A 25,000-nucleotide genomic window follows, 5' to 3' on the forward strand; every position below is an offset into this window, starting at 1 on the left:
TAGCTCATCGCCCAGCGCGTATGGAAAACGACCGGGCCGTCCTCATGGACGTTGTGCATCAGAAAGACGCGGTTGCCGAGTTTGGTGATCAGCGTGCTGTAGTCGGTCGGCTCACTTTTGCCTGCTTCGGAAAGCGCGCCCTTGAGGCCGGCCAGCACGCGCTCTTTGTCGCGTTCGGCCTGCAACTTGCCGATGAACCAGGTGCCGGCGTTGGTCAACCCTTTGTAGTCGATGTCCACCGGGTTTTGCGTCACCAGGATGACGCCCAGCCCGAATGCACGCGCCTGTTTGAGCAGGGTGAGCAACGGGCGCTTGGAGGGCGGTTCGGCGGTGGGCGGGAAATACCCAAAGACCTCGTCAAAGTAAAGCAAAGCGCGCAGGCTGGTCGTGCCGCTCTGTTTGCGCATCCAGGTGAGCATGTTTTCCAGCAACAGCGTCACGATGAACATGCGCTCGCTGTCGCTGAGATGGGCGATGTAGAGGATGCTATGCCTGGGCTTGCCTTCCGCGGTGTAGAGAAGGCGGTCGACGTCGAGCGGTTCGCCCTGCAGCCAGCTCTGGAACTTGGGCGAGGCCAGCAGCGCGTTGAATTTCATGGCCAGGTCGAAGCGCTCTTTGGCCGGATAGAAGACATCGACCTCAAACGCGCCCAGTTTTTTCACCGGCGGATTGGTGATGGCGGTGACGAGCGTCTCCAGATCAAGGTCCTTGCCCTGTTGCCAGAAGTGCTCGAAGAGATTGGCGAGGAGGATGGCCTCGCGGCTGCGGACAGGATCGACGTGGACGCCGGCCAGCCCTAACAACGCCGCCACGGTGCCGCTGATGCGCTCGCGGATAGCTTCGGATTCCGTCGTCCAATCGAGCTGAGGCGCAGCCAGGCTGCCCATGATGTTGAGGGGGACGCCCATCTCCGAGCCGGGCGTGAAAATGGTGTACTCAGTGTGCTCCGCCAGCAGTCGCATCCGCTCGCCGCCGATGCCCCAGTCCGCCAGTCCGTTGCGCCAGAGTTCGGCGGTGGCGACGGCGAACTCTTCAACCGTCTTGCCTTTGCGATGGGCGTCGTCAGGATTGATCCAGGGCTGGAAATCTTCCGGTCGCAGTTCTGGAAATTGCAGGAGCAAGTTGGTGATGTCGCCTTTGGGGTCGATCAACAGGGCCGGCACCCTGTCGATCGCCGCTTCTTCGAGCAGGTCGATGCAGAGTCCGGTCTTGCCGCTGCCGGTCATGCCGACGCAGACTGCGTGCGTCACCAGGTCGCGGGCGTCATAGTTCAGCGGCGTCTCGGTGCGCTGGCCCGTCTCCAGGTCGTACACCGCCCCCAGATAAAAGGAGCCAAGCTGTTCGGGTGGCGCTTGCATGGTGATCCCTCGCTTTTGCACTAACGCTTTTGCACTCAGTGAAATGGTCAGTGACGTCCATCCTTCGCGCAACGAGATGCAAATGACGCTTCGCCGGGAGCGCCCGGCTGGAAGTAGAGCCCGCGGATCACGCTTTTGGTTTGGCGTGACGTGGCGGCTGCATGGTCTGTCAGGTTATTTTGTGACAAGCATGCGCGCCAGCTCTTCGTCTTCGATCTGGCGTCGCGGCTGGATGACGCGACGTTTCTGCAACTGCCGCGGCAATCCGAGCACGCCGGCAAGTTGCCCGCGCAGCCGCGCGCGCGCCGCTTCTCCACGCCAGTGGCGCAAGGCGTCCAATGTCATCGCCAGTTGCCCGCGCAGAATCGCCAGGGCGTTGCGCCGCAGCAGCGACCGCGGCATATTCTTGGCGAGCAGCCAGATCGTGTTGCGTCCCACATAGTAACTGGCGAGCGCGTCGCCGCCGCTGGCGCTGAGACGATGATAGACGCGCGCCCGGGGGGCGAAGACGGCCTCCCAGCCGGCCAGCCGCGCGCGAAAGCCGAAATCGACGTCCTCCAGATACATCCAGAAATCTTCGTCGAAGCCGCCCAACGCCTCCCACACTTCGCGACGGTAGGCGGTGGCCCCTCCGCAGCCGCTGAAGATCGCCGGCGCAGCGTCGTACTGCCCTTCGTCGCGCTCCCAGACGCCGCGGTTGCGCGGGAGACCATCGACGCCGAGCATGTCGCCGGTGGTGTGAAGCGTGTCGCGACGGTCGAAGAGCAACAACTTGCTCGCCACCATGGCCGCGCGAGGATGGGCGACGAACGTCTTCACCAGCTCCTCCAGCCAGGTTGGCTCCGGTTCGGTGTCGTTGTTGAGCAGGACGATCATGCGGCCGCGCGCGGCCGCAGCGCCGGTGTTGCACGCGCGTACAAAGCCGGCGTTGCGACGATTGACGATCAGGCGAACGTCGGGATAGCGCGCCTCCACCAGCGCCACCGATTCATCCTGGCTGGCGTCATCGACCACGATCACTTCAAAATCCTGGAAGGTCTGTCTGCGCAGCGCATCGAGCACGATGGGCAGATGGCGCGCGCCGTTGTAATTGGGCACAATCACCGAGGCGAAGGGCGCCGTCGTCTCGCGCAGCGGAGGATAGGTGCGCAGTGGTTTTGGCGTGAACTCTTCGGACGCTGCGCGAAACGCATCCAGATTCAAAGCGATGGAATGGCGCATCACCACGCGATTGCGTTCACGCAGTCCGCTGTAGGTCTCATCCAGCACGATCGGATTTCGATGCGCCTCCGCAGCATTCGTCTCGGCAGGTTTCTTGCGCATTTGTTGAATCCGGGGCGCTCGCTTTTTTTCGGGCTGACGCGGCGCCGGCTGCGCAGAATTTGTAGACAGGTCAGATGACTCAGACATAGATTCTCCTCATTTCGTCGGCATGAAGGCGCGGCGACAATAGCTCTCGACTGCTTCCTGCCACGGGCGCAGTCGGATGCCAAGCGCAGCCGCCGCCTGGTTGATCAGGACGGCGTGCAGCGGCGGCTGCGCCGGTCGCGGCCACTCCTCATGTGAAATCGGCGTCACCGGTATGTGGCTGCGACCGCTGTTCGCCAGCACCTGGCAGGCGAACTCATAGCGGCTGCACCACCCTTCGTTGACGAGATGATAGACGCCGAACCGGTTGGTCAGAATCAGCCGGGCGATGGCGTCGGCGGCGTCCGGCGCATAGGTCGGGTTGCCGAACTCATCGGCCACGACGCGCAAGGCGCCTCGCTGGTCGGCGGCGGCGATAATTTTGGAGGGGAAGTTGACGCCGCCTGGCCCAAACAACCACGCCACGCGCACGATGTAGAAACGCCGGCAGAGCGCCATCACCGCCCGCTCGCCCGCCAGTTTGCTGCGCGCATAGACGCTGCGCGCGTCGCACGGATCGTATTCTCGATAGAAGCGCCCCGGCTGACCGGGGAAGACCTCGTTCGTGCTCACGTGCACCAGCGCAGCGCCGCATTGCTCGCAACCCTCGGCCAGATATTTTGGCCCCAACGCATTCACGGCGTAGGCGGCGTCGGGATTGCTCTCGGCTGCATCGACGTTGGTCCAGGCGGCGGCGTTGATCACCACGTCGGGCGCCAGCGCAGCGACGCGTTCGGCGATTTCAGGGTGTGCGATGTCGAACTCCGGACGTCGCCAGATGGTCAGGCGAAAACGCGGCGCCACGCGCGCGTCGGTGCGTTGGGAGGAAAGGCCGTTCCCCTCGAACACAGCGCGCAGTGCGCTGCCTAATTGTCCTTCTCCGATCAGCAAAACGTGCATGGTTAGAGCTCGGCCCATTGCTCTGGATCATCAAATAAAGGAGAAACCATCGGCACGAAGCGCACGCCGCCTAAGCGTTCGACGTGCATGTGGCCGTTGATCTTGCGTATGAGCAACAGCTGTTGATTATCATCGAACTCCCCAAATGGCAGAACCATGCGTCCACCCTCCGCAAGCTGCTCCCACAGCGGGCGGGGGATATGCGGAGCCGCCGCCGAGACAATGATGGCGTCGAACGGCGCAGCCTCGGGCCATCCATAGGCGCCGTCGCCGACCCGCAGGTGGGGCGCGTAACCAAGGCGAGCAAGCCTTGCCGCCGCCCGCTCCGCCAGCGACGGGAAACGCTCGATGGCGTACACGCGCGCGCCGGGCTTTTCATCCTCCGTGGCAGTCAACTCGCAGAGGATGGCCGTCTGATAGCCGGAGCCGGCGCCGATTTCGAGCACTTTGTCGCCCGGTTTCAGCTCCAATGCCTGCACCATCAGCGCAATCACAAAAGGCTGGCTGATGGTCTGTCCTTCGCCGATCGGGAGTGGGGCGTCCTGGTCTGCGAGCCGCACCAAATGCTCAGGCACAAAGGCTGCGCGCGGCACCGCTGCAAAGGCCGCGCGCACGCGCGGATCAACGATTTCCGGCCACTGATCGGCCCAGGGAAACGGCTTTGGTGTGCGGTCGGCCATATTCACCCACCTGAGCATTTTTTGCCACATCCAGGCGATTGTACCATCGACGCCTGCGAGTGGGAAAGCGTGTCCGCGGACATCGCTCGCTTTGGGGGGTGCACGATCGACGCCCGACGATTGCAAAGGGAAGAGAGCGTCAAGCGCTCAACAGCTCCGGCAAGATTAAGTCGGCCATGCGATGGCGCACCGGCGGCGCGTCGACAAAACCGCAGTGGCCCCCTGTGGGATGAATCTGCACATCGAGCAACGGATGGGGAGCCAGTTCGTAGAAATCGACGACCGGAATGACAGGATCGTTCTGCGCAGTGAGGATGGTGGTGCGCACCGTCAAAGTGGTCAGCGCGTCGCCGAGCACGGCGTAGGCTGCGAAATACTCGTCGGCGTTGCGGAAAGAGACTTCGCCTCTGGCGGCCAGTTGCCGGATGAAGCATTCGGTCATGTCGCGCACCAGAGGAAGGCGCTCGATTTCGTCGATGTCCAGGAGGTCAGGGTAGAACGCATGCTTGGCGCGCAGCGAACGCAGCCAGCGCGTGCGGTAATAGCGCCTCGTGGCCAGCCGACGGTCGAGCGCATCCATGGCGCGCGCCGGGTTGATCGCCGGACAGACCGCCACCACCTTGGCCAGGTTGTGAAAGGGCGTCTGCTCGCTGTGCCATTTGGCCAGCCGCAGGGCGAAATTTCCTCCCATCGATGCGCCGACGATGTAAAAAGGGCTGTCGCCCGCCATGCTGGCGACCTGGGCAGTCGCTGCGGCCGTCTCTTCGATCAACGTTCCGCGAAAGATGCCCTTGTTCAACGTATACTGATTGAGATGCAACCCGGGCCCGTGGTCGCGCAGGTTCAGGCGAAAGGTGGCGAAGCCTTTCTCCACCAGCCGCTGCGCCAGAATCACATTGTAGGTGGAATGGCTGCATCCCTCCCAGCCGTGGATGATCATCACCAGCCCCCGCCGAACGCCCGGCATGCGGCTGGGATTGTAATAGCCGTGCAATCGCACCGTGCGTCCCGGCTCAACGCCGGTGTAATCAGGGCCGGCGTCCAGCAGGACGAGCTGCTCATCGCGCGTGATGTCGATCCATTTGGGCCGCATCATCGCCAACACGGTCTGGGCGCCGGCGGAACGGACCAGGGGATTGGGGCGAAAAGGCGTGCGAGGTGCGTACGCGTTGTTCATAAGCGCAACCCTGACAGGCGCTAGCTGAGCGCCACATCCAAAATCATCATGACGACAAATCCGAACAACGTGAAAGCCGTCGCTAAATCTGCGTTCATCCCCTGTTGAGATTCAGGGACGAGCTCTTCCACCACGACGAAGATCATGGCGCCGGCGGCAAACGCCAGCGCATAGGGCAAAATGGGCGCCACGAGCTGCACCGCCAGCGCACCGACGACGCCGCCGATCGGTTCGACGATCGCCGAGGCCTGCCCGGTCCAAAATGCGTCACTGCGGCTGAAGCCGTCGCGACGCAAGGGGATGGAAATCGCCATTCCCTCCGGGAAATTCTGCAGCCCGATGCCGATGGCAAGCGCCACCGCCGCCCCGAACGTGGCGACGGACTGTTCGGTCGCCAGCGCGCCGAAGGCCACGCCCACAGCAAGCCCTTCCGGTAAATTGTGCAACGTGATCGCCAGCACCAACAAAATGCTGCGCTGCCATTCGGTCTTGATGCCTTCAGCCTGCGCCCTGGGAAGGCCAAGATGGACGTGCGGCAGAATTCTATCAATGGCGGCGACGAAGAAACCGCCCGCCAGGAAGCCGACCGCCGCCTCGAACCATCCCAGACCGCCGTTCGACTTCGACATCTCGATCGCAGGCGCCAACAACGACCAGAAGGAGGCGGCGAGCATCACCCCGGCGGCAAAGCCGAGCATGCTGTCGAGCACCTTGCGGTTGACGCTTTTGAAGAAGAAGACCATCGCCGAGCCGAGCGCTGTGACGCCCCAGGTGAAGCAGGTCGCTGCAAGCGCAAACCAGACGGGGTTAACCTCGATGAGCCATGCCGGTGTCGCCATATTCGTCCAAAGTATACCCACAAGGCGCACATCCGCTAAAAACTTGCGGAGACAACGTCGACAATTGCAAGAGATTCATATGCATTTGTGGGCGTTGAGACCATGAGTATAATTTCAATTGCCTCATGCATGATCGTGCATCGTTGCACGGTGAGCGCTCCAGTCATCAACAGATTATGTCGCCCTTCACCCTTGCGTCGGCTCGCGCTGGGTGGCTGAACGAGCAATCGTGATTCTGGAGAAACGGCGTCTTCATTATTTTGTTCACATCAAATAAGGAGAGCAATCATGAAAGTCCCACAACCTCAAATCTTCCGGCGTTGGATGCTAGGATGGGTGTTGATTGCGCTGTTGGTTTCGGCGTGTGCACCGGCTGCGCCTGGCGCCCCCGCCGCTCCGGAGCAGGCTGGCGCCCCTGCCGGCGAAGCGGTGACCCGGGCGAACACGCTCATCTTCGCCGCCGACATGACCGACATCATCACGCTCGATCCTGCGGTCGCCTACGAGTTCGGCGGCATCTTGCCGGTCGGCAACATGTACGAGACGTTGCTGTCCTTCCCTCCCGGCGAGACGGAGCTGCAGCCTGTGCTGGCGGAGTCATGGGATGTGAGCCAGGAGGGCGACATGTGGAAGCTGACTTTTCAGCTCAACCCGAACGCCAAATTCGCCAGCGGCGCCCCTGTGACGGCGGAGGATGTGGTCTTCTCCTGGAGTCGCGCCATCGACATCAACAAGTCCCCGGCCTTCCTCTTGACCGACGTCTGCCAGATGACGAAGGAGAACATCCGCGCCGTCGACGCCGGCACGGTTGAGCTGAAAATCCCGGGCGAGGCCAGCCCCAGCGTCTGTCTTTCGGTGTTGACGTTCACGGTGGCGGCCGTGGTCGAAAAGGCGGCGGTGGAGCCCAACATGGGCGACGACATGGGCGAATCCTGGCTCAACGACCACTCGGCCGGCAGCGGCCCCTATGTCCTCGACCGTTGGGATCGCAACGTCAGCGTGACGCTCAACGCCAATCCCAACTACTGGGGTGGAGTCACCCCGGCGATGAAACGGGTCATCTTGCAGAATATGCCGGAGGCCGTCAACCGCCAGGCGGCGATCGAGACGGGCGACGCCGATATTATCCAGGACGTCGGCCCGGAACAGGTGGCCGTCTTGGAGGGCAATCCCGACATCCAACTGGTGAAGGCCTTGAGCACGCTGCTGGTGTATGCAGCGGTCAACGCCTCGATGCCGCCGTTCGACAACCCGGACGCCCGTCAGGCCCTACGCTACGCCGTCAACTATGACAACATCATCACGCTGCTCGGCGGCAACGGCGAACTTGTGCAGGAGATTATTCCCATCGGCTTCCTCGGCCATACGGGCAAGAATCCCTTCCAACAGGACCTGGAGAAGGCGAAGGAGCTGTTCGCTAAGGCCGGCGTTGCAGAAGGGACGGTCATCCCCTTCACCGTCGCCACCGGCACGGCGCCGGGCGGCGTGGAGTGGGCCACCATCGCTGCGTCGATTCAGGCGGACCTGGCGCAGATTGGCATTAACCTGGAGATTCAGCAGCTGCAACAGTCTGAGCTGCTCACCAAGTACCGTGCGCAAGAGCTGCCGATGCTGCTGATGAACTGGGGGCCGGACTTCCCCGACCCGGATGGCAACGCCACGCCCTTCGCCAACTATGAGGCGCGTTCTCTAGCCTGGCGCAATAACTGGAACGATCCGCAGGCGATCGAGCTGAGCAAGCAGGCGGCGCGCGAAACCGACCCGGCCAAACGCGTCGAACTCTATGCGCAGTTGGTGGAGTATGTGCAGAACAACGGGCCGTACGTAATGCTTTACCAGCCGACGCAGATTTACGCCGTGCGCAACAATGTCGAGGGCTTTGTCTATGACCCGAGTGACACACCCTCGATCAGCCTGTGGTTGATCAGCAAGCAATAGAGAGGAAGGGAGAGAGGAGAAAGGGTGAAGCGGCGTATCGCATCTCTGTGAAGAAGACGCCGTCAGGCGCTCGCTCTCGCCTCGTCTCCTCTCTCCATCAATCCAGTTATGGCGCGCTTCATTCTTCGCCGCTTGGGCGGCCTGGTTTTCGTCCTGTTCGGCGTTTCGATCATGACCTTTTTCCTGGCGCAGATCGTGCCGGCGGATCCGGTGACGGCGGCGCTGGGAACCAATGCCCGCGAAGCGCAGATCGAGGCGTATCGTCGTCAGTTGGGGCTGGACCAACCGGTCGTCGTGCAATATGTTCGCTATATGGGTCGCCTGCTGCAAGGAGACCTGGGCGCTTCGATCCGCACTCGTCGCCCTGTCGCCGATGATCTGCGCGACTTTCTACCGGCGACGGTGGAGCTGACCCTCGCCGCCATGTTGGTGACGATCTTGGTCGGTATTCCGTTGGGCGTCATCGCTGCGCTCAGGCGCAACACCTGGATCGACGCGGCGGCCCGCATCCTGGCGTTGATCGGCGGGGCGATGCCCATCTTTTACGTCGGCCTATTGCTGCTGGGCGTCTTTTATCGTCAGTTGCGTTGGCTGCCGGGGCCGGGGCGGCTCGACTCCACCTTGCAGCCGCCGACAACGCTCACAGGTCTATACACTGTGGACGCGTTGCTCACCGGCAACTGGCCGGTGTTCACCGACGCGCTTGCGCATCTGGTGTTGCCGGCCATCACTCTGGGCCTGTATTCCACAGCTGTGCTGTTGCGCATGACGCGCTCCTCGATGCTGGAAATGCTGGGGCAGGATTTTGTGCGCACCGCCAGAGCCAAGGGCTTGTCTCAGCGCCTGGTGATCGGCAGGCATGTTTTCAAGAACGCCTTGCCGCCCATTTTGACCATCCTCGGCGTGATTTTCGGCAGCCTGTTGAGCGGCGCCGTCCTGACCGAGACGATCTTCAACTGGCCTGGCATCGGTCGCTACGCCACCACTTCGGTGACGACGCTCGATTATCCGGCGGTGATGGGCGTCGCCCTGGTGGCGGCCGTTATTTACCCTCTGGTCAACACGCTGGTGGATATCGGCTATTCGGTGATCGATCCACGCGTCCGCACGAACTAAAGGTGCGCTCCTTATGCAAGCAACAGCGTCCGCACCATCGATCCGAAGCCAGCGCATTCAATCTCCCAATGCGCTGCTCTTGCGCCGTTTTCTGCAAGAGAAAACGGCGGTCTTCGGCCTGATCGTCATTCTCTTTTTTGCCGCTCTGGCCTTGCTGGCGCCGACGTTGTCCCCGTTCGATCCGCTGGCGCAAAATATCCCCAACGGCCTGGCCGCGCCTTCCGCCGAGCACTGGATGGGCACCGACAAGCTGGGGCGCGATATTTTCAGCCGCATGCTGTACGGCGCTCGCATTTCACTGACGTCGGGATTGACCGTAGTAGTGATGGCCGCCGTCGTAGGGACAATCGTCGGCCTGGTCGCCGGTTATGTGGGCGGCTGGGTCGATGAGGCGCTCATGCGCATCACCGACATCTTCTTCGCCTTCCCCAGCCTGATCTTAGCGATGGCGATCGCAGGCGCCTTGGGCCCCAGCCTGCGCAACGCATTGATCGCCGTCACCGTGGTGACGTGGCCGGTGTACGCCCGCCTGGTGCGAGGGCAGGTGCTCGTGCTGCGCGAGCGAGAATTCGTGCAGGCGGCGCGCGCGGTGGGCGCCGGACATGGGTTGATCTTGCGCCGGCACCTCTTTCCTAACACGCTTTCGCCCCTGCTCGTGCAGGCCAGCTTCGACATGGGCACGACGATTCTCTCGATCGCCGGCCTGTCTTTTATCGGCTTTGGCGCGCAGCCGCCGACGCCGGAGTGGGGGGTGATGATCAGCGAGGGGCGCAATTACATCACCACACACTGGTGGCTCACCTTCTTCCCGGCGATGGCGATGCTCTTCGCTGTGGCGGGCTTCAACCTCGTCGGCGACGGGCTGCGCGATGTGCTCGACCCAAGGCTGCGCCGCTGAGAATTTCCGCTGTAAAGAATCTCTTTCATCGTAGAGAATATAGAGCGCGGGGAGCGATTGCCATAAATCTCTGCACTCCGTATGCTCACTCGTGCGTTTTCACAGCGCAGCTATACAATATCGAAAAAACAATAAACACATTGAAGCAAAGTGTAGAAGCAAAGCGTAAAGGAATCCACATGACGCAAATCATCGTTTCATCGGGCCGCCCTCTTACGGGCGCTTGCTCCGTTCCCGGCGATAAATCCATCAGTCACCGCGCCGTCATGTTCGGCGCCATCGCCGAGGGGGACACGCACATCCGCAACTTCCTGGACGGCGGCGATTGTCGCTCCACCGTGGCGGTGATGCGAGCGCTGGGCGTTCAAATCGACGTGATCACCCCGACCGAGCTGATCGTCCACGGACGCGGCCTGGACGGCCTGCAGGAGCCGACGGACGTGCTGGATTGCGGCAACTCCGGCACGACGATCCGTCTGCTCACCGGTCTGCTCGTCGGGCAGTCATTTACGTCTTTTCTCAATGGCACTGCGCAGATTCGACGCCGCCCGATGGGGCGCATCGTGCGACCGCTGCGCGGGATGGGCGCCGACATCATGGGACGCCAGAACGGCGAGTACGCGCCGCTGGGCGTGCGACCGGCGCGGCTGCGCGGCATCGACTATACAATGCCCGTCGCCAGCGCGCAGGTGAAGAGCTGCCTGCTGCTCGCCGGCCTCTATGCACATGGATTGACGCTTGTGACTGAGCCGGGGCCCGCGCGCGACCACACCGAACGCATGTTGATGGCGATGGGCGCGCCGATCCAGCGCTACGGCGACAAGGTCTCCAGCGAGCGACCCCGGTCGCCGCTCAAGCCGCTCGACCTCACGGTGCCGGGCGACATGTCCTCGGCGGCGTTTCTGCTGGCGGCGGCCGCCATCACCCCAGGCAGCCACATCACGATCCGGGGCGTCGGCGTCAATCCCACGCGCACCGGCATCGTGGACGCCTTGATGGAGATGGGCGCCTCAATTGTCTTTGAAAATCAGCGGGAGGAGGGCGGAGAGCCGGTGGCCGATCTCGTGGTGAAGACATCGGCTTTGCGCGGGGCGACCTTCGGCGGCCAGCAGATCGTCACCATGATCGACGAGCTGCCGATCCTGGCCGTCGCCGCCACGCAGGCGGAAGGACGCACCGTCGTGCGCGACGCGCATGAGCTGCGCGTCAAAGAGACCGACCGCATTGCAACCACCGTGAGCGAGCTGCGCAAACTCGGCGCCCGCATTGAGCCGACCGCCGACGGCTTTATCATCGACGGCCCCACGCCGCTGGTCGGCGCTCCGGTGGAGTCGCACGACGACCACCGGCTGGCGATGGCGATGACGGTGGCGGGCCTGGTTGCGCGCGGACAGACCGTCGTGCATGGCGCCCAGGTGACGGCCGACAGCTTTCCGGGCTTCGAGGTCACCCTGCAGGCGCTGGGCGCCGACTTAACTGTCGAACCATAAAACAAGCCGAGAATGATGTTTCGCTTTTCTCAAGCGCCGATTTCCGCCAAAACCACGCTCGTTGGGCTGATCGGCTGGCCGGTGAGCCACAGCGTCAGCCCCGCCATGCACAATGCTGCGTTCGCCGCCTTGGGCATGGACTGGCGCTACGTGCCGTTGCCGGTGAATCCGGCGCTGCCCGGCGCAGTGGGCGACGCCGTGCGCGGGATGCGGGCGATGGGCATGCGCGGGATCAACGTCACCGTGCCCCATAAGCAGGCGGTGCTGCCGTTTCTCGAGCGCATTGCGCCGGCGGCGACGGCGATGCGCGCCGTCAACACCATCGTCGTCGAGGAGGATGGCAGCCTCACCGGCGACAACACCGATGCGCCGGGCTTCATCGCCGACCTGCGCGACCACGGCGTCGAGCCTGCGGGGCTGCATGCGCTGGTGCTTGGCGCCGGCGGCTCCGCGCGCGCCGTCGTCTATGGGCTGGCGCAGGCGGGCGTGCAGCGCATCACGGTCGCCAATCGCAGCGTCGAACGGGCACGTCAGCTTCTTGCAGATTTGCGACCTTACCTGGGTGCAATCTCATGTGCGGCTGTTTCGTTGCCGGAGGGGCTGGCGGAGGTCGCAGACGCGCCTCTGATCGTCAATTGCACGTCCCTGGGCATGACGCCGCACTCAGATACGACGCCCTGGCCTCGCGAGCTTGCGCTGCGCCCCGAGCAGACCGTCTACGATCTGGTCTACAATCCCCCCGACACCTTGCTGCTGCAGCACGCGCGTCAACAGGGCGCGCGCGCTATCGGCGGATTGGGAATGCTCATCTGGCAGGGCGCTTTGGCTTTCGAGCGTTGGACGGGGAGGCCGGCGCCGGTCGAGGTGATGCGCGCTGCGGCGGAGGAGCAGATGCGCACGCGCAAAAGCCAACCGCCCCCTCCCAAAGCGACGCAGGAGGTCCACGTCCGCCTTGCGACGCCGGCGGATGCAGACGCCATTTCTCGTCTCCACGCCATGTTGCAGTCCTATCACGCCGAAGCGCTTCCTGCTTTTTTCAAACAGCCGCCCACCGACGCCTTTTCGGCGTCCATGGTGAGAGATTTGCTGGCGGAGCCATCGAATGTCTTCTTTGTGGCGGTCGTGGATGAGAAAGCGGTGGGCTATTTGTACGCCGACGCCAGCCCGGCGCAAGAGACGTCGATGACCTATCGGTTGGAGCGGCTGTGGATCCATCACATCGGCGTAGAGCCGGGCTTTCGTCGCCAAGGGATCGGAACTGCTTTGATCGACGCCGCTAAATCGTACGCGCGCAGTCGCAAGATCGACACCCTGGCCCTGAGCGTGTGGGCGTTCAACGAGGCCGCCTTGGACTTTTTCCAGGCGCAGGGCTTCGAGGTTTATAATTATCGAATGTGGCTGCATCTATCCCGGCTTCCCTCTGAACGCAGTTGACGTTGTTTTCGCCTCTGCTTTCCTCTTGAATCGTATAGCAAACATCGGTCTTCTCTCATGAGGCTCTCATCAAGCCGTGATAGATTGATAAGGTTGTGGGCAAGGAGGGCGGCATTGCTTTCCCCACCCTCTCATTCTCTGTGAAGTGGAATACATCTCCCCTGTGGTGTTCGTCGACGAAATTCTGTCTGTTTTCATGTACGATCGAATGCGTCGAATGAATCAACGCTCGCTGTGTTCCCCCGTTCGGGATGGATTGTGGAGGACAGCGATGGACACCCTAACCGTTTCGCTCTTCGGGCGGCTTTGTTGCACGGTCAACGCTCGACCGGTCGGCGGCCTGGAGGCGCGCAAGGTCCAGGAACTTTTCATTTATCTTCTGTTGCACCGCAGTCGCCCCTGCACGCGTGAGTCCCTTGCGACGGTGCTGTGGGGCGAACGGGACGAGGTGCACGCCAAGAAGTATTTGCGGCAAGCGCTCTGGCAACTGCAGAGCGCGCTCGAGAGCGCCTGTCACCCGCATCGGCCGCTGTTGTTGGTGGACAACGAGTGGATCGGGATTCATCCCGAGGCGCCGCTCTGGCTCGATGTGGAGGCGTTTGAAAGCGCCTACGCAACGCTGCGCGCTCAAGGAAACCGGGTGTTGTCTCCTCAGGTGGCCGAGACGCTTTGTCAGGCGGCGGCGCTCTATCAGGGAGACCTGCTCGAGGGATGGTATCAGGACTGGTGCGTATTCGAGCGCGAGCGCTTTCTTCAGATGTATCTGGCGATCTTGGACGCTTTGATCGACTACGCCGAACAGACGCAGAGTTACGCCGACGGCGTTCATTTCTGTGAACTCGTGTTGCGCAAGGACGCCGCGCGCGAACGCACGCATCGGCGGTTGATGCGCCTCCACTATCAGGCGGGCAATCGCAGCGCGGCCTTGAGACAGTTCGAACTTTGCAAAGAGATTTTGCAGCGCGAGCTCAACGTTGCGCCTTCGAAAAGCACGCTGGCGCTCTACGAGGAGATTCGCAGCGAACGACTCGAAGCACCTGCTCGCTCTCCGGACTCAACGTCTGAACTGATTGAAATGCAGGCTGTGTTGGAAGAGCTCACCCGCTTGCAGAGCACACTTTTGCACACGTTGCAACAGGTTCACTGCAACATCGAACGGATGGAGCATCTCATGCGACGCCATCTGGCGACGTAGCCACCGAAATTCCCAGTTATCGGTTGTTTTTCCTTCTGAAGGCGCACTGCATCTTCGACTCTTGCCTTGCAGCGCAATTCGCTGTTCCACAGCCCATCTTTTGCTTGAGAATCCCATCTTTTGCTTGAGAATCGATGGCTTCCACAGCGATTGACTTCTCTCCCCCTGGCCGTTACACTGGTTCCACAAGGTGCGCATTGCTGAGGTCCTCGTCAAACGCAAATGTTCATGCCCTGCCATCAGAAAAGCTCTGAGTGCGCTGCAGCTTCTTCGGGAAGTAGGATGTTTGACGCACCTGCTGTAGAATTAAGCGCTTATGAATTTGGGTGCATTCATCGAACAGCTATGGCACGCCGTGCAGACCGGCCAACTGCCTGATCTGGGCAACTGGAGCTACGTCATTTTAATTGTGTTGGTCTTTATCGAAGGGCCGGTCGCCACCCTGGCGGCCGCTACAATGGCGGCCAGCGGCATTTTGCGCGCCGAGCTGGTCTTTCTCTTCTCGATGATCGCTAATTTCATGGCGGATGTCTTTTGGTATCTCCTCGGCTATTTTGGCGGCAGCCGCCGCCTCTTGCTGCGCATCGGGTGGGTGCGCCGCCGTTGGTTCACGATTCGCCGCATCCAGAGAGATCTGCGCAATCGCGCCGCCAAACTATATTTGCTCACCAAACTCTCCATGGGCCTGTTGACGATCCCGATTTTGATTGCAGCCGGGATGTCGCGCGTGCCCTGGCTTCACCTGGCTGCAGTCGGTTTGATCATCGAACCGCTGTGGAACGGGCTGCTGGTGTTCGCCGGTCTGCACCTGGGCAAATACGTCGCTCAGCTGGAGCAAGGGCTGCAGGTGTGGGCGCTCGTCGGCACGGTGGCTATCTTTTTTATTCTGTTGACCGCATACCGCCGTATGTTTGCTCGCATTGCGCATACGATGGGCGTCGATTTAAGAGAAACGCCGCCGCCGGAGTCCTCGCGTCGAGAACCCTCTTCCCCGGCATGATTACTCTGAATGGCGCTCCACCGTTTTCGTAGGCTCCGTCTCCTGGTTTTCAGGGCGCGTCAGCGCTACAAATCGTTTTAACGCATCCTGGCTGCCTATAACGGCCAGGATGTCTCCAGGCTGCAGCACTTCAACCGGTTCTGGGGGCGCAATCAGGCGTTCATGGCGTAAAATCGCAACGACGGTGACGCCTGTTCGGTTGCGCACCTGTGCGTCGTTCAAGGAGCGCCCGATGAATGGGCTGTGCTCCGGCAGCGGTATCCAGTTGAACGCAAGCATGCGTTGGGCGCGTATCAGCGTCTGCACGTCGGGATGGTGTTCTGCGGCGCCTTGATAGATCGGTGCGTATAGGCTGCGGCGCACTTCGTCCACATAGCGAAGCACTTCGGCGTCCGGTATGTCAAGATGAAGCAGCGCCTGGCGGGCGATCTCCAACCCTGCCTCGAACTCCGGCTGCACCACCTCGTGGACGCCCAGGTCGTGCAGGTCGTTCAGTGGCTCCACCCCCTCAGCGCGGGCGACGATGTGCAGGTCGGGCCGCAGCCTGCGCACCTGGCTCACAATTGCAAGGGTGGTCTGAAGCGTGGGCGTCGTAATGAGCGCCAGGCGCGCTTCCTCAATCGCTGCAGCGGCAAGCACAATATGATTGCTTGCATCGCCGTAAATCACCGGAATTCCTTGCCGTCGACATTCCTCCACGCGCTGTTGGTTCAACTCAATCGCCACGACGGGCACGTTCATGGCATGGAGCATGCCGGCGACGAACTGGCCAACTCGACCGGCGCCTGCGATGACGACATGGTCCTTCATGGCGTCGAACGATGGGGGTTCGAATGTCCGAGCCGGCTCTGAACCGAAGAGTCGCCGCTGCAGCGCATAGAGCGGCTCAATCAGGTGAAAGGCAGGAGGCGTGATCAAGATCGAAACGAGCGCTGCGCTCAGCATCAGCGAATAGTCGTCTGGGGAGAAAATTCCATCTTGCAAGCCGACGCGCGCCAGCACGAACGAAAATTCTCCAAACTGAAAGAGCGCCAGCGCGGTCGCCAAAGGGATCACATTGCGATAGCCGAAGGCGAAGCTCAGGCCGCCAAAAATGAGCGCCTTGCCGAGGGCGACGGCGGCCACCACCGCCAGCACCACGCCGAAATTGGCGATCAGGAAGGCCGGATCCAGCAGCATGCCCACGGAGACAAAAAAGAGCATGGCGAAAAGATCGCGCAGCGGAATCACTTCGCTGAGCGCCTGGTAGTTGTAGTCCGATTCACTGAGCACCAGGCCGGCGAGAAATGCGCCGAAGGCGAACGAAAGCCCGGCCAGAAACGCCGAATAGCCGATGCCTAGCCCCAGCGCCGTCACCGTGATCAGAAAGAGTTCGCGCGACTCCCAGCGCACGACGTAACGCATCAGCCATGGGATCAAGCGCGTTCCGAGCAGCAACATGACACCCAGAAAGAGCGCCGCCCGCAACACGGCCCAGGCCAGCGCGCCGAGATCGAGTTGGTCGCCGCCGATGTAGGGCAGGATCAGCATGGCGGCCATCATGCACAGGTCCTGCACGACGAAGATGCCCAGCATGACGCGGCTGGACAGCGTCCCCATCAGCCCGCGGCCGGCAAGCAGCTTGAGCACAATCATGGTGTTGGAGGTGCTGATGACGGCGCCGAACCAGATTGAAGCCACCCAGTCCAGCCCCAGCATCTGCCCGATGCCATAGCCGAACGCGATCGTCAACAGGATCTGCAGCGGCGCTCCCAGGAGTGCAATGCGACGCACCGGCTGCAACTGCTTAAGCGAGAACTCAATGCCCAGCGTAAAAAGCAGCAGCGCCACCCCAATCTCGGCCAGGAGCGCAATGTCGCTGGGATTGCTGACCGTAACGCCGCCCGTAAACGGGCCGACGGCGACGCCGGCCAGAATGTATCCGACAATGAGAGGCTGGCGCAGCCACTGCGCAACCAGCCCGCCAATCTGTGCAGCGACGATGATGATGGCAATATCGGCTGCGATTCCCATGCCGTTCCCTTTCGATGCAAATCATGATGAGTAGATTTTCGCACAACTTCTACAGCGGCTTTCTCTCTTCGATTGTCTACATGTTAGGATATCCCTTTGCAAACCAAAAGCTGAATGCACCTTTTGGAAACAAGCCTTTGAGGTCTCGACGTCCGTATGACATTCTTTCAAATTACAGCGCTTCTCATTATCGTCATTACGCTGATCGGCGTGGCGATCGGCCGCTGGCCCTGGCTGCGCGTGAACCGCGCCACCATCGCCCTAACGGGCGCCACGGCCCTGATTGCGATGGGCGCCATTTCCCTGGAAGACGCCTACGCAGCGCTCGACCTGGACACGCTGACGCTGCTCTTCGCCATGATGATCATCAACTACAACCTGCGCCGCGCCGGCTTTTTTCAAGTCGTCGCCAATCGCGTCATTCATCACGCGCACAGCGCGCGGCAGTTGTTAGCCTATATCATTGTGGCTTCCGGCGTGCTGTCGGCCATCTTCCTCAACGACACGATCGTGATCGTCTTTACGCCCCTGGTGCTTGACCTCTGCACAGCGCTCAAACAACGGCCAATCCCTTATTTGATCGCGTTGGTGACCGCGGCCAATATCGGCTCGGTGGCGACAATTATTGGCAACCCACAGAACATGGTGATCGGCGTCGCCTCTGACATCCCGTTCAACACGTTTACGCTGTATCTGGCGCCGGTGGCGCTGGCCGGCATGGCGGTGATCTGGGGCGTGGTGACGTTGCTTTATCGAGACGACCTGCGAGGGCGACTCGTGAAGGAGCCGCTCGTGCGCGTGCGCACCGAACAGCCGTTGCTGCGGAAAAGCCTCTTCGCAACGGCTGTGATGATGGCGGGCTTCGTGCTAGGGTTTCCGATCCCGTTGGCGGCGTTAGTCGGCGCAGCGATCCTGCTGATCAGTCGACGCCGCGAGCCGGAGGCGGTCTTCCGAGAGATCGATCTTTCTCTGCTCGTCTTTTTTGGCGGTCTCTTCATCGTGACCGGCGCCATCGAAAGCGTGGGACTGAGCGAAAAACTTTTTGCGCTCGCCCAGCCGCTGGCTGAACAAGGCGTGGCCGCACTCTCGCTGGTGGCGGTGCTGCTGAGCAACCTTGTCTCCAATGTGCCGGCGGTGCTGCTCTTCCGCCCCTACATTCCTGAATTTCCCAATCCTACGCAGGCATGGTTGACGCTGGCGATGTCCACGACGCTGGCGGGCAATCTGACGTTGCTCGGTTCGGTGGCGAATCTGATCGTGGCGGAGATCGCCTATCGCCGCGATGTGAACCTCTCTTTCACAGAATATCTGAAGGCGGGTCCCCTCATCACGGCGATCAGCCTGACGATCGGGATTCTGTGGCTGACGCTGGCGTTCGCCTAAAGCGGCGACGCCGATCAGCCGGCGACGACGCCAATCGCCTCTTCCAGCACGCCAAGCCCTTCCTCCAGCTGCTCGTCGGTGATGACCAGCGGGACAAGCGTGCGCACGCCGTTGGAGTAGAGGCCGGCGCGGATGAGCAGCAGCCCGCGTTGGTACGCTTCCGCCACCACCTTGAGCGGCGCTTCGGTGTTGGGCGTGCGGTCGTTGCGCCCCTGCACGAATTCGATGGCCGTCATGGCGCCCAGGCCGCGCACGTCGCCGATGATGGGATATTTCTCCTTCCAACGTCGGAAGTGCGCCATGGTGATCTCGCCGATCTGTTCTGCGCGCTGGTTGAGGTTGTCCCGTTCCATGATCTCGATGGCCTTGAGCGCAGCGGCGCACGCCACCGGGTTGCCGCCGAAGGTCGAGCCAAGGCCGCCCAGGTGCGGCGCATCGACGATCTCGGCGCGGCCCGTCACCGCCGCCAGCGGCATGCCGGCCGCCAGCGACTTCGCCATCACGACCAGGTCCGGTTCGATGCCGCTGTGCTCGAAGGAAAACCATCGTCCGGTGCGGCAGAAGCCGGCCTGCACCTCATCGACGATCAGCACGATGCCGTGTTTGTCACAGAGGGCGCGCACTTTGCGCAGATATTCGTAGGAGGCCGGAATGAAGCCCCCTTCCCCCTGAACCGGCTCGATGATCAACGCCGCCACCGCCGACGGATCGATCTGGGTGATCAGCGCCCGTTCCAGGTCTTCGAAGCAGGTGAGGTTGCAGACGCCCTCGTTGCGGCAGTGGGGGCAACGATAGCTGTACGGGTAGGGCACGCGATAAATCTCCGGCGCGAAGGGGCCGAAGCCTTTTTTGAAGAGCGCGTACTTGCTGGTCAGCGAAAGCGTCAGCAGCGTGCGGCCATGGTAGGCGCCCTCATAGGTGATGATGGCGGGGCGACCGGTGTACGCACGCGCCATCTTGATCGCCGTCTCCACCGCTTCGGCCCCTGAGTTGCTCAGGAAAGTCTTCTTGGGGCCGGAGATGGGAACCAGCGCGTTGAGCTTTTCCGCCAGGGCGATATACGGCTCGTAGCTGCCGACGATGGCGCAGAGATGGATGAGATCGCCCGCCTGGCTGCGGATCGCCTCCACCACTTCCGCCGGCGTGTGGCCGACGTTGAGCGTGCCGATGCCGGCGGTGAAGTCGAGGAAGGTGTTGCCGTCGACGTCGGTCACGGCTGCGCCGTGGGCGCTGGCCGCCACCACCGGCGTCGAGCGGAAAGACGCTTTGGAGACGGCGGCGTCGCGGCGCGCCAGGATCGCCTGGCTTTTGGGGCCAGGAAGGGGAGGGCGAACGTGGATCGTAGGCATCATGGCCTCCTTGCCGGTTTCAGTGGGTTTTCTATGTCGATTCGAACAATCCAGGTTGGAAGTTTTCCGGCGGCAGGCCGCGCGCTTCCGGCGGCGGATACCCATGTTCGAGCAGCCACTCCCGCGAAGGCCCCGGCCAACGCACGCGCGCCAGATCCATTCGATATTCGGCGTCGAACTCGATTCCTTCCTCGATCAGCCGCTGTCGCTGCAATTCGGCTCCCCAGTGATCGGCGCGGGGGCTGACCTTGCCCTGCGCGTTGACGACGCGCTGCCACGGCACGTCCTCCGGCGCAGCGGCCATGGCGTAGCCCACCATGCGAGCGGTGCAGCCGCCGACGATCTCGGCGATCTGTCCATACGTGGCGACCTGGCCGCGCGGAATCAGACGCACGACGGCGTAGATGCGTTCGTAAAGCGGCCGGCGCTCCAACGGAGGCGGCCCGCCGGAGCCGGCGGATGGTTCACCACGATGGATGTCGGACATTTTAGCCCGCCGCAGCGAATTTCGCCAACATCTCCTGCGCGGCCTGCTCGCTCAGGTTGACCAGCGGCGGTCGCAAGTTGAGCCATGTGCGGTCGCCCGTGCGCGTCGCCATGATCTGCTTGAGCGCGGGGATGGCTGCGTAGTCGCGCGTCGCTGCACGGTAGCGGTCGAGGCGCTCCTGGAGCTGCCCGGCGTTCTCCGCCAGATAATTGTCGTACAGGAAGCGAATCTTCGCCGGGATGACGTTGGCCATGGCGCTGATCGCGCCGACGCCGCCCAGCCGCAGGTTGGCCAGCAAAAAGCGCTCGGAGCCGGTGAAGACATCGAAGCCGGGGAAATTCTCCAGCACGCTCTTCTGATAGCTCCAATCGCCGGAGCTATCCTTCATCCCGACGACGACGCCGGGGTAGGCGGCCAACAGCCGCTCAATCACCTTCAACGAATAGCCCACCACGGCGATCGGTGGAATGTGATAAATGTACACCCGCAGCCGGTCGTCGCCGACGCGTTCGATCACCTCGGCCACGGCGCGAAAGACGCCTTCATCGTCCACATCTTTGTAGTAAAAAGGCGGCAACAGCAACACGCCGCCGCACCCGAACTGGACGGCTTGTTTGGTGAGTTTTACGGTGTCGGGAATCGCACACGTGCCGACGCCGGGCATCAGCTGCGCCGGTGGAACGCCGCCCTCAACCAGCGCCTCCAGCATTGACATCCGCTCCTCCACTCCAAGCGAATTCGCCTCGCTGGTGGTGCCAAAAGGCGTCAGGCCGGTGCACCCCTGATTCAGCAATTCTTTGCAGAATGCGACCCACTTCTCCACCGCCGGGCTCAGATCGTCGTTCATCGGCGTGAGCACCGGCGCAAAGACGCCATGAAGTTTCTCTTGCATATTCATTTTCTCCTGAAAATTCTTTGTAAAGCGCCGACGGATGAGATGACTAAGGAGGATTTGGCGTTTTTTCTCCCTTTTGAGTGCCCTTTGTATCTTTGTGTTTACTTGGTGGTGCCTGGCCTCTGCGCTCGCTTTTGCATGTGCTTGGGTGAAGACCTGCATCGCCTGGTAAAATATCTGAAGTAGACGGTTCTGATTGTAGCCTGTAGTCTTTCCCGATGCCAATCTCTCAGAAGAGTAAACGCTCATCATGTCCGGCGTCATTCGCATTGGCCTGCTCGCCGACTCCGCCGACCCGTTCTGGGTGGAGGTGCGCGAGACGATCTGGCAGTTCGTCCATCAGCAGCGCGCTTCCGGCCTTGCCCTGTGTCTGACGGGCGCCGAGGCGGTCGAGCTGATCGACATCGAGTTTCTCCCCGACGTGCATGATTACGCCGCCAAAGTCGACGAGATTTTGGCGTTAGACCTCGGCGCGCTGATCGCAGTGCCTTTCGCCATGCCGCTGCTCTATCCGCTCCTCGACAACGGCCTGACCGTGATTGCGCTGCACGAGCGGCCGTTCGAGCATCCGCGCTTCGTCAAGCCGCGCACGTTGTATGCGTCCGGCAAGCTGGCGTGCGAGTTCCTGGCGGAGCGCATCGGCGGCCAAGGCCGGGTGCTGGTCGTCGGTGGAAAGGAGACGCGCGAAGGACGCAGCAGCCGTCTCCAGGCCGCCTATGATGTCTTTGCGCGCTTCCCCCATGTGCAGCTGATCCATCTGCCTGCGCCATGGGATCGGCGGGGGGCGCTTGAGGCCGTTCATGAATTTCTATCCGGTTCCGACGCTGCAGCGCTCGCTCCCTTTCGAGGAATTTTTGGACTCTCCGACACCCTGGCGTTGGTGGGACGAGAGGTGTGTCAGCAGCGAGCCCTGCTGGCGGCGGATGCAGTCGTAGTGGGCATCAACGGCGATCCTCTGGCCATCGCCGCCGTGGCGCGGGGGGAGATGGCGGCGACGGTGGCCACTTCGGCGGCGCACCTGGCGACGGAGGCGCTGCGCCTGGCCTGTCTGGCGGCGACGGGCGCAGCGTTTCCCACCGAGTTCGACTATTGCCCGCAGCTGGTGACGAGCGACAACGTGACGGAGATCGCGCTGCGCAAGCTGGTGGCGATCGCCGATGTGCCGAGCCGACTGGTGGGCGTCAACCGCCAGATGGAGGAGCGTCGTCTCACACAGTTGCAGACCGGGCTGGAGATCAACCATCGCATCGGGTCGATCCTGGACAGCGGCGCGCTCTTGCGGGAAATTTCTGCGTTGATTCGCGACAACTACGGCTATGATCGCGTGGATGTTTATCTCTGGGACGAGTCCACTCAGTCGCTGATTCACCAGGGCCTGGAGGAAGACGCTCTTCTGAAAAGCGTTTACCCTCTTGCCGAGGCCGGGGCGCTGGGGCGTGCATTGCTGAGCCGTCGGCCTGTGTACATCCCGGATGTGCAGCGACTGGCATCGACCCAGGAGAAAGCCTCGTGTTCAGGCACGCGCACGCGCGTGATTGCGCCGATTCGCTTTGGCGGGCGCATTCTGGGCGTGCTGGATGTGCACTCGGCCCAATTGCGTCGCCACATGCAGGCTGACCTCGATGCACTGCAAGCCTTGGCCGACGCGTTGGGCATTGCGTTGCGCAACACGCAGCTCTACACCGAGGCGCTGCACGCGCGCGCCGAGGCGGAGCGCGCCAATCAGCTCAAAACGCGGCTGCTGGCCAATATCAGCCATGACCTGCGCGCGCCGCTCAACATCATCTTAGGCTACAGCCAGGCCGCCCTGGCCGAGCCCAACCCCTATCACCTTGTCTTGCCAGAGGAGCTGCGCACCGACCTGCGCCACATCTACCAAAGCGGCTTGCACCTGGGCAGATTGGTCGACGATCTGCTGATCCTTTCGCAGGCGGAGATCGGCGCGCTCGAAATTGTGCCGGAATGGTTCGACGCAGGCGTCTTTTTACGCGAAGTCTTCGAGAGCATGGCGGGCAGTTGTGAACACTGCGACGTGGAGTGGCGCCTGGAGCTGCCGCAGGCCCTGCCTGCGCTCTACGCCGATCCGGTGCGCCTGCGGCAGGCGCTGCTCAATTTGCTCGACAATGCGCAGAAGTACACCGAGGCCGGCCACATTACGTTGCGGGCTGCGGCGGAAGAGGCGCACCTGCACATTTGGGTGGAAGACACCGGCGTCGGCATCCCTCCGGCGCAGCAAGAACGCCTCAATGCGTTGCTTTCGTTTGAGGAAGGAGAGATCGAGCATCGACGCTTCAGCGCCGGCCTGGGGCTGCGCGTGGCGCACCATATTTTGCAGCTGCACGGCGGCGCATTGACCCTGCAAAGCAGGCCGGGCCACGGCACCCTCTGTCATATCGAAGTGCCGTTGACGCCGCCGACGGCCCCCTCGCCTGCGCCTGAAACGCCCGTGTCGGAAATGTCGGGGCCGGAGACGCAGGAGCGCCTGCTGCAACGCATCGAACGGAACGGTTCAAGCCTGTCAAGGCGCATCGCTCGCTACCTGGTCGAGCACTACGCCCACCCCATCAGCCGGGAGGAAATCGCACAGGCGATGCAGGTGAGCGAGGACTACATCTCACGCGTCTTCCGCAAAGAGACCGGCATGACGCCCTGGCAATTCCTGAACCGCTATCGCATTATCCAGGCGCAGAAATTGCTGCTCTCCACCGATGCTTCGGTGACCGAGATCGGCGCCATGGTTGGCTTCAACGACCCCGCTTACTTCACGCGCGTCTTCCATCGGGAGACCGGCAAATCGCCGCAACAATATCGCAAAAGTGCAAAATAGTGCGGAATATTTCAAGTCTGCGTCAGTTTTATCCAAGACATCTCGTTTTCTCACCGCTATACTGATCGATAGCTTCCAAATTTTTAGCCGGGAATTTTTCCAAACGCACCCACACAGGTGAGTTGACCGACCCTGTGCGCACATCGCTGCGGTTGGTCTGAGGCAGCGATTCGGCGCATAGGTTTTGGTGAAAGCATTCATCGCAGGTGATGGCAGGGCAGGCTATGGCGTCCCCCAACAAGACGGTGCTCATCCTAGACGCCGACGAGGCGACGCGTGACCTCTATCGCCGCGGGCTTGGACAACGCTTTACAGTGATCACCGCCGCTACGGAACAGGACGCATGGCGCGCGATGGAGTCGGAGTCTATCGACGGCCTGGTTTTAGAGCCGGAGGCTTTAGAGGACGAGGCGTGGAGTTTTATCGCCAGGCTGCGGGCGTTGGAGCGTTATCGCAATCTGCCGATCGTGCTGTGCAGCACGTTGGATGCCAGGCGGCGCGGGGCCGAAGTGGGGGCAGCAGCCTACCTGATCAAACCGGTGACGCCGGAGATGTTGAGTCGCACGCTGCAAAGTGCGCTGCAGGCCAGCGCACCGCTGGCCGGGCGTTAATCG

The 25,000-nt window shown here is 62.0% G+C and carries 19 protein-coding genes and 1 pseudogene; 10 read left to right on the forward strand and 10 right to left on the reverse strand.

The features are described 5' to 3' along the window. From Q0367_RS00380 to Q0367_RS00405, 6 genes and pseudogenes are all read right to left on the reverse strand, one after another. Positions 1-1,358, reverse strand: a pseudogene (locus Q0367_RS00380) (hypothetical protein); the annotation flags it as partial. A gap of 174 nt (positions 1,359-1,532) precedes the next feature. Next, the gene (locus Q0367_RS00385) at positions 1,533-2,681 is read right to left on the reverse strand and encodes a glycosyltransferase family 2 protein (RefSeq protein WP_298980569.1); all 1,149 of its coding nucleotides are present in this window, start codon (positions 2,679-2,681) and stop codon (positions 1,533-1,535) included. A 96-nt stretch (positions 2,682-2,777) separates the two neighbouring features. Then, positions 2,778-3,665, reverse strand: a complete 888-nt coding sequence (gene rfbD, locus Q0367_RS00390; RefSeq protein ID WP_298980571.1) for a dTDP-4-dehydrorhamnose reductase — start codon at positions 3,663-3,665, stop codon at positions 2,778-2,780. A 2-nt stretch (positions 3,666-3,667) separates the two neighbouring features. Continuing rightward, positions 3,668-4,345, reverse strand: coding sequence for a protein-L-isoaspartate(D-aspartate) O-methyltransferase (locus tag Q0367_RS00395; RefSeq protein WP_298980573.1), 678 nt, complete (start codon positions 4,343-4,345; stop codon positions 3,668-3,670). Positions 4,346-4,484: 139 nt separating this feature from the next. Beyond that, entirely contained in the window at positions 4,485-5,522 is a 1,038-nt protein-coding gene (locus tag Q0367_RS00400; RefSeq protein ID WP_297639373.1) for a YheT family hydrolase, read from the reverse strand. Between the two features lie 20 nt (positions 5,523-5,542). Next, complete coding sequence (locus Q0367_RS00405; RefSeq protein ID WP_298980574.1) at positions 5,543-6,361, reverse strand: ZIP family metal transporter; 819 nt, start codon at positions 6,359-6,361, stop codon at positions 5,543-5,545. A gap of 288 nt (positions 6,362-6,649) precedes the next feature. Between Q0367_RS00405 and Q0367_RS00410 the strand changes: the two genes are divergently transcribed. The 7 genes from Q0367_RS00410 (at position 6,650) to Q0367_RS00440 (ending at position 15,432) form a co-directional block, all read left to right on the forward strand. Continuing rightward, positions 6,650-8,299: an ABC transporter substrate-binding protein gene (locus Q0367_RS00410; RefSeq protein WP_298980575.1), complete on the forward strand. Its 1,650-nt coding sequence runs from the start codon at positions 6,650-6,652 to the stop codon at positions 8,297-8,299. Positions 8,300-8,407: 108 nt separating this feature from the next. Further along, positions 8,408-9,415, forward strand: a complete 1,008-nt coding sequence (locus Q0367_RS00415; RefSeq protein WP_298980576.1) for an ABC transporter permease — start codon at positions 8,408-8,410, stop codon at positions 9,413-9,415. A 13-nt stretch (positions 9,416-9,428) separates the two neighbouring features. Next, positions 9,429-10,313 carry a nickel transporter permease gene (nikC, locus tag Q0367_RS00420; protein WP_297639387.1) on the forward strand — a complete coding sequence of 295 codons (885 nt, stop codon included), beginning with the start codon at positions 9,429-9,431 and terminating at the stop codon, positions 10,311-10,313. A gap of 179 nt (positions 10,314-10,492) precedes the next feature. Further along, positions 10,493-11,803: a 3-phosphoshikimate 1-carboxyvinyltransferase gene (gene aroA / locus Q0367_RS00425; RefSeq protein WP_297639390.1), complete on the forward strand. Its 1,311-nt coding sequence runs from the start codon at positions 10,493-10,495 to the stop codon at positions 11,801-11,803. 12 nt (positions 11,804-11,815) lie between these two features. Next, a complete protein-coding gene (locus tag Q0367_RS00430; protein WP_297639393.1) occupies positions 11,816-13,237 on the forward strand; it encodes a shikimate dehydrogenase in 1,422 nt (473 codons plus the stop codon). Between the two features lie 271 nt (positions 13,238-13,508). Further along, the gene (locus Q0367_RS00435) at positions 13,509-14,432 is read left to right on the forward strand and encodes a BTAD domain-containing putative transcriptional regulator (protein WP_297639396.1); all 924 of its coding nucleotides are present in this window, start codon (positions 13,509-13,511) and stop codon (positions 14,430-14,432) included. Positions 14,433-14,748: 316 nt separating this feature from the next. Next, positions 14,749-15,432 carry a DedA family protein gene (locus Q0367_RS00440; protein ID WP_297639399.1) on the forward strand — a complete coding sequence of 228 codons (684 nt, stop codon included), beginning with the start codon at positions 14,749-14,751 and terminating at the stop codon, positions 15,430-15,432. Here Q0367_RS00440 and Q0367_RS00445 read toward each other — a convergent pair whose 3' ends face one another. Next, positions 15,433-17,445, reverse strand: coding sequence for a cation:proton antiporter (locus Q0367_RS00445; RefSeq protein ID WP_297639402.1), 2,013 nt, complete (start codon positions 17,443-17,445; stop codon positions 15,433-15,435). Positions 17,446-17,601: 156 nt separating this feature from the next. On the opposite strand from Q0367_RS00445, the gene Q0367_RS00450 reads away from it, so the two are divergent. Beyond that, complete coding sequence (locus Q0367_RS00450) at positions 17,602-18,828, forward strand: anion transporter (RefSeq protein WP_298980577.1); 1,227 nt, start codon at positions 17,602-17,604, stop codon at positions 18,826-18,828. Between the two features lie 14 nt (positions 18,829-18,842). Here the strand turns inward: Q0367_RS00450 and gabT are convergent, their stop codons facing one another. The 3 genes from gabT to Q0367_RS00465 are packed head-to-tail and all read right to left on the reverse strand — an operon-like array spanning position 18,843 to position 21,556. Next, positions 18,843-20,177, reverse strand: coding sequence for a 4-aminobutyrate--2-oxoglutarate transaminase (gene gabT, locus Q0367_RS00455; protein WP_363325817.1), 1,335 nt, complete (start codon positions 20,175-20,177; stop codon positions 18,843-18,845). A gap of 31 nt (positions 20,178-20,208) precedes the next feature. Beyond that, positions 20,209-20,664, reverse strand: coding sequence for an MGMT family protein (locus Q0367_RS00460; RefSeq protein WP_298980578.1), 456 nt, complete (start codon positions 20,662-20,664; stop codon positions 20,209-20,211). Between the two features lies 1 nt (position 20,665). Beyond that, positions 20,666-21,556 (reverse strand): dihydrodipicolinate synthase family protein, encoded by an 891-nt coding sequence (locus Q0367_RS00465; RefSeq protein ID WP_298980579.1) that lies wholly within the window; start codon positions 21,554-21,556, stop codon positions 20,666-20,668. 253 nt (positions 21,557-21,809) lie between these two features. On the opposite strand from Q0367_RS00465, the gene Q0367_RS00470 reads away from it, so the two are divergent. Together Q0367_RS00470 and Q0367_RS00475 are read left to right on the forward strand one after the other, a co-directional pair. Beyond that, positions 21,810-24,386: a helix-turn-helix domain-containing protein gene (locus Q0367_RS00470; protein WP_298980580.1), complete on the forward strand. Its 2,577-nt coding sequence runs from the start codon at positions 21,810-21,812 to the stop codon at positions 24,384-24,386. A 224-nt stretch (positions 24,387-24,610) separates the two neighbouring features. Next, positions 24,611-24,997 carry a hypothetical protein gene (locus tag Q0367_RS00475; protein ID WP_298980581.1) on the forward strand — a complete coding sequence of 129 codons (387 nt, stop codon included), beginning with the start codon at positions 24,611-24,613 and terminating at the stop codon, positions 24,995-24,997. The last annotated feature ends 3 nt before the right edge of the window (positions 24,998-25,000 follow it).

It is taken from the genome of uncultured Caldilinea sp. (genome assembly GCF_937128415.1).
Classification (GTDB): Bacteria; Chloroflexota; Anaerolineae; order Caldilineales; family Caldilineaceae; genus Caldilinea.

Excerpts from the sequence above, each read along its gene's own strand:
- Q0367_RS00410 (WP_298980575.1), top strand. The coding sequence starts at position 6,650 with ATGAAAGTCCCACAACCTCAAATCTTCCGGCGTTGGATGCTAGGATGG.
- Q0367_RS00405 (WP_298980574.1), bottom strand. The coding sequence starts at position 6,361 with ATGGCGACACCGGCATGGCTCATCGAGGTTAACCCCGTCTGGTTTGCG.
- nikC (WP_297639387.1), top strand. The coding sequence starts at position 9,429 with ATGCAAGCAACAGCGTCCGCACCATCGATCCGAAGCCAGCGCATTCAA.
- Q0367_RS00385 (WP_298980569.1), bottom strand. The coding sequence starts at position 2,681 with ATGCGCAAGAAACCTGCCGAGACGAATGCTGCGGAGGCGCATCGAAAT.
- gabT (WP_363325817.1), bottom strand. The coding sequence starts at position 20,177 with ATGCCTACGATCCACGTTCGCCCTCCCCTTCCTGGCCCCAAAAGCCAG.
- Q0367_RS00475 (WP_298980581.1), top strand. The coding sequence starts at position 24,611 with ATGGCGTCCCCCAACAAGACGGTGCTCATCCTAGACGCCGACGAGGCG.
- Q0367_RS00440 (WP_297639399.1), top strand. The coding sequence starts at position 14,749 with ATGAATTTGGGTGCATTCATCGAACAGCTATGGCACGCCGTGCAGACC.
- Q0367_RS00460 (WP_298980578.1), bottom strand. The coding sequence starts at position 20,664 with ATGTCCGACATCCATCGTGGTGAACCATCCGCCGGCTCCGGCGGGCCG.
- aroA (WP_297639390.1), top strand. The coding sequence starts at position 10,493 with ATGACGCAAATCATCGTTTCATCGGGCCGCCCTCTTACGGGCGCTTGC.
- Q0367_RS00470 (WP_298980580.1), top strand. The coding sequence starts at position 21,810 with ATGTCCGGCGTCATTCGCATTGGCCTGCTCGCCGACTCCGCCGACCCG.
- Q0367_RS00435 (WP_297639396.1), top strand. The coding sequence starts at position 13,509 with ATGGACACCCTAACCGTTTCGCTCTTCGGGCGGCTTTGTTGCACGGTC.
- Q0367_RS00400 (WP_297639373.1), bottom strand. The coding sequence starts at position 5,522 with ATGAACAACGCGTACGCACCTCGCACGCCTTTTCGCCCCAATCCCCTG.
- rfbD (WP_298980571.1), bottom strand. The coding sequence starts at position 3,665 with ATGCACGTTTTGCTGATCGGAGAAGGACAATTAGGCAGCGCACTGCGC.
- Q0367_RS00395 (WP_298980573.1), bottom strand. The coding sequence starts at position 4,345 with ATGGCCGACCGCACACCAAAGCCGTTTCCCTGGGCCGATCAGTGGCCG.
- Q0367_RS00450 (WP_298980577.1), top strand. The coding sequence starts at position 17,602 with ATGACATTCTTTCAAATTACAGCGCTTCTCATTATCGTCATTACGCTG.
- Q0367_RS00415 (WP_298980576.1), top strand. The coding sequence starts at position 8,408 with ATGGCGCGCTTCATTCTTCGCCGCTTGGGCGGCCTGGTTTTCGTCCTG.
- Q0367_RS00430 (WP_297639393.1), top strand. The coding sequence starts at position 11,816 with ATGATGTTTCGCTTTTCTCAAGCGCCGATTTCCGCCAAAACCACGCTC.
- Q0367_RS00445 (WP_297639402.1), bottom strand. The coding sequence starts at position 17,445 with ATGGGAATCGCAGCCGATATTGCCATCATCATCGTCGCTGCACAGATT.
- Q0367_RS00465 (WP_298980579.1), bottom strand. The coding sequence starts at position 21,556 with ATGCAAGAGAAACTTCATGGCGTCTTTGCGCCGGTGCTCACGCCGATG.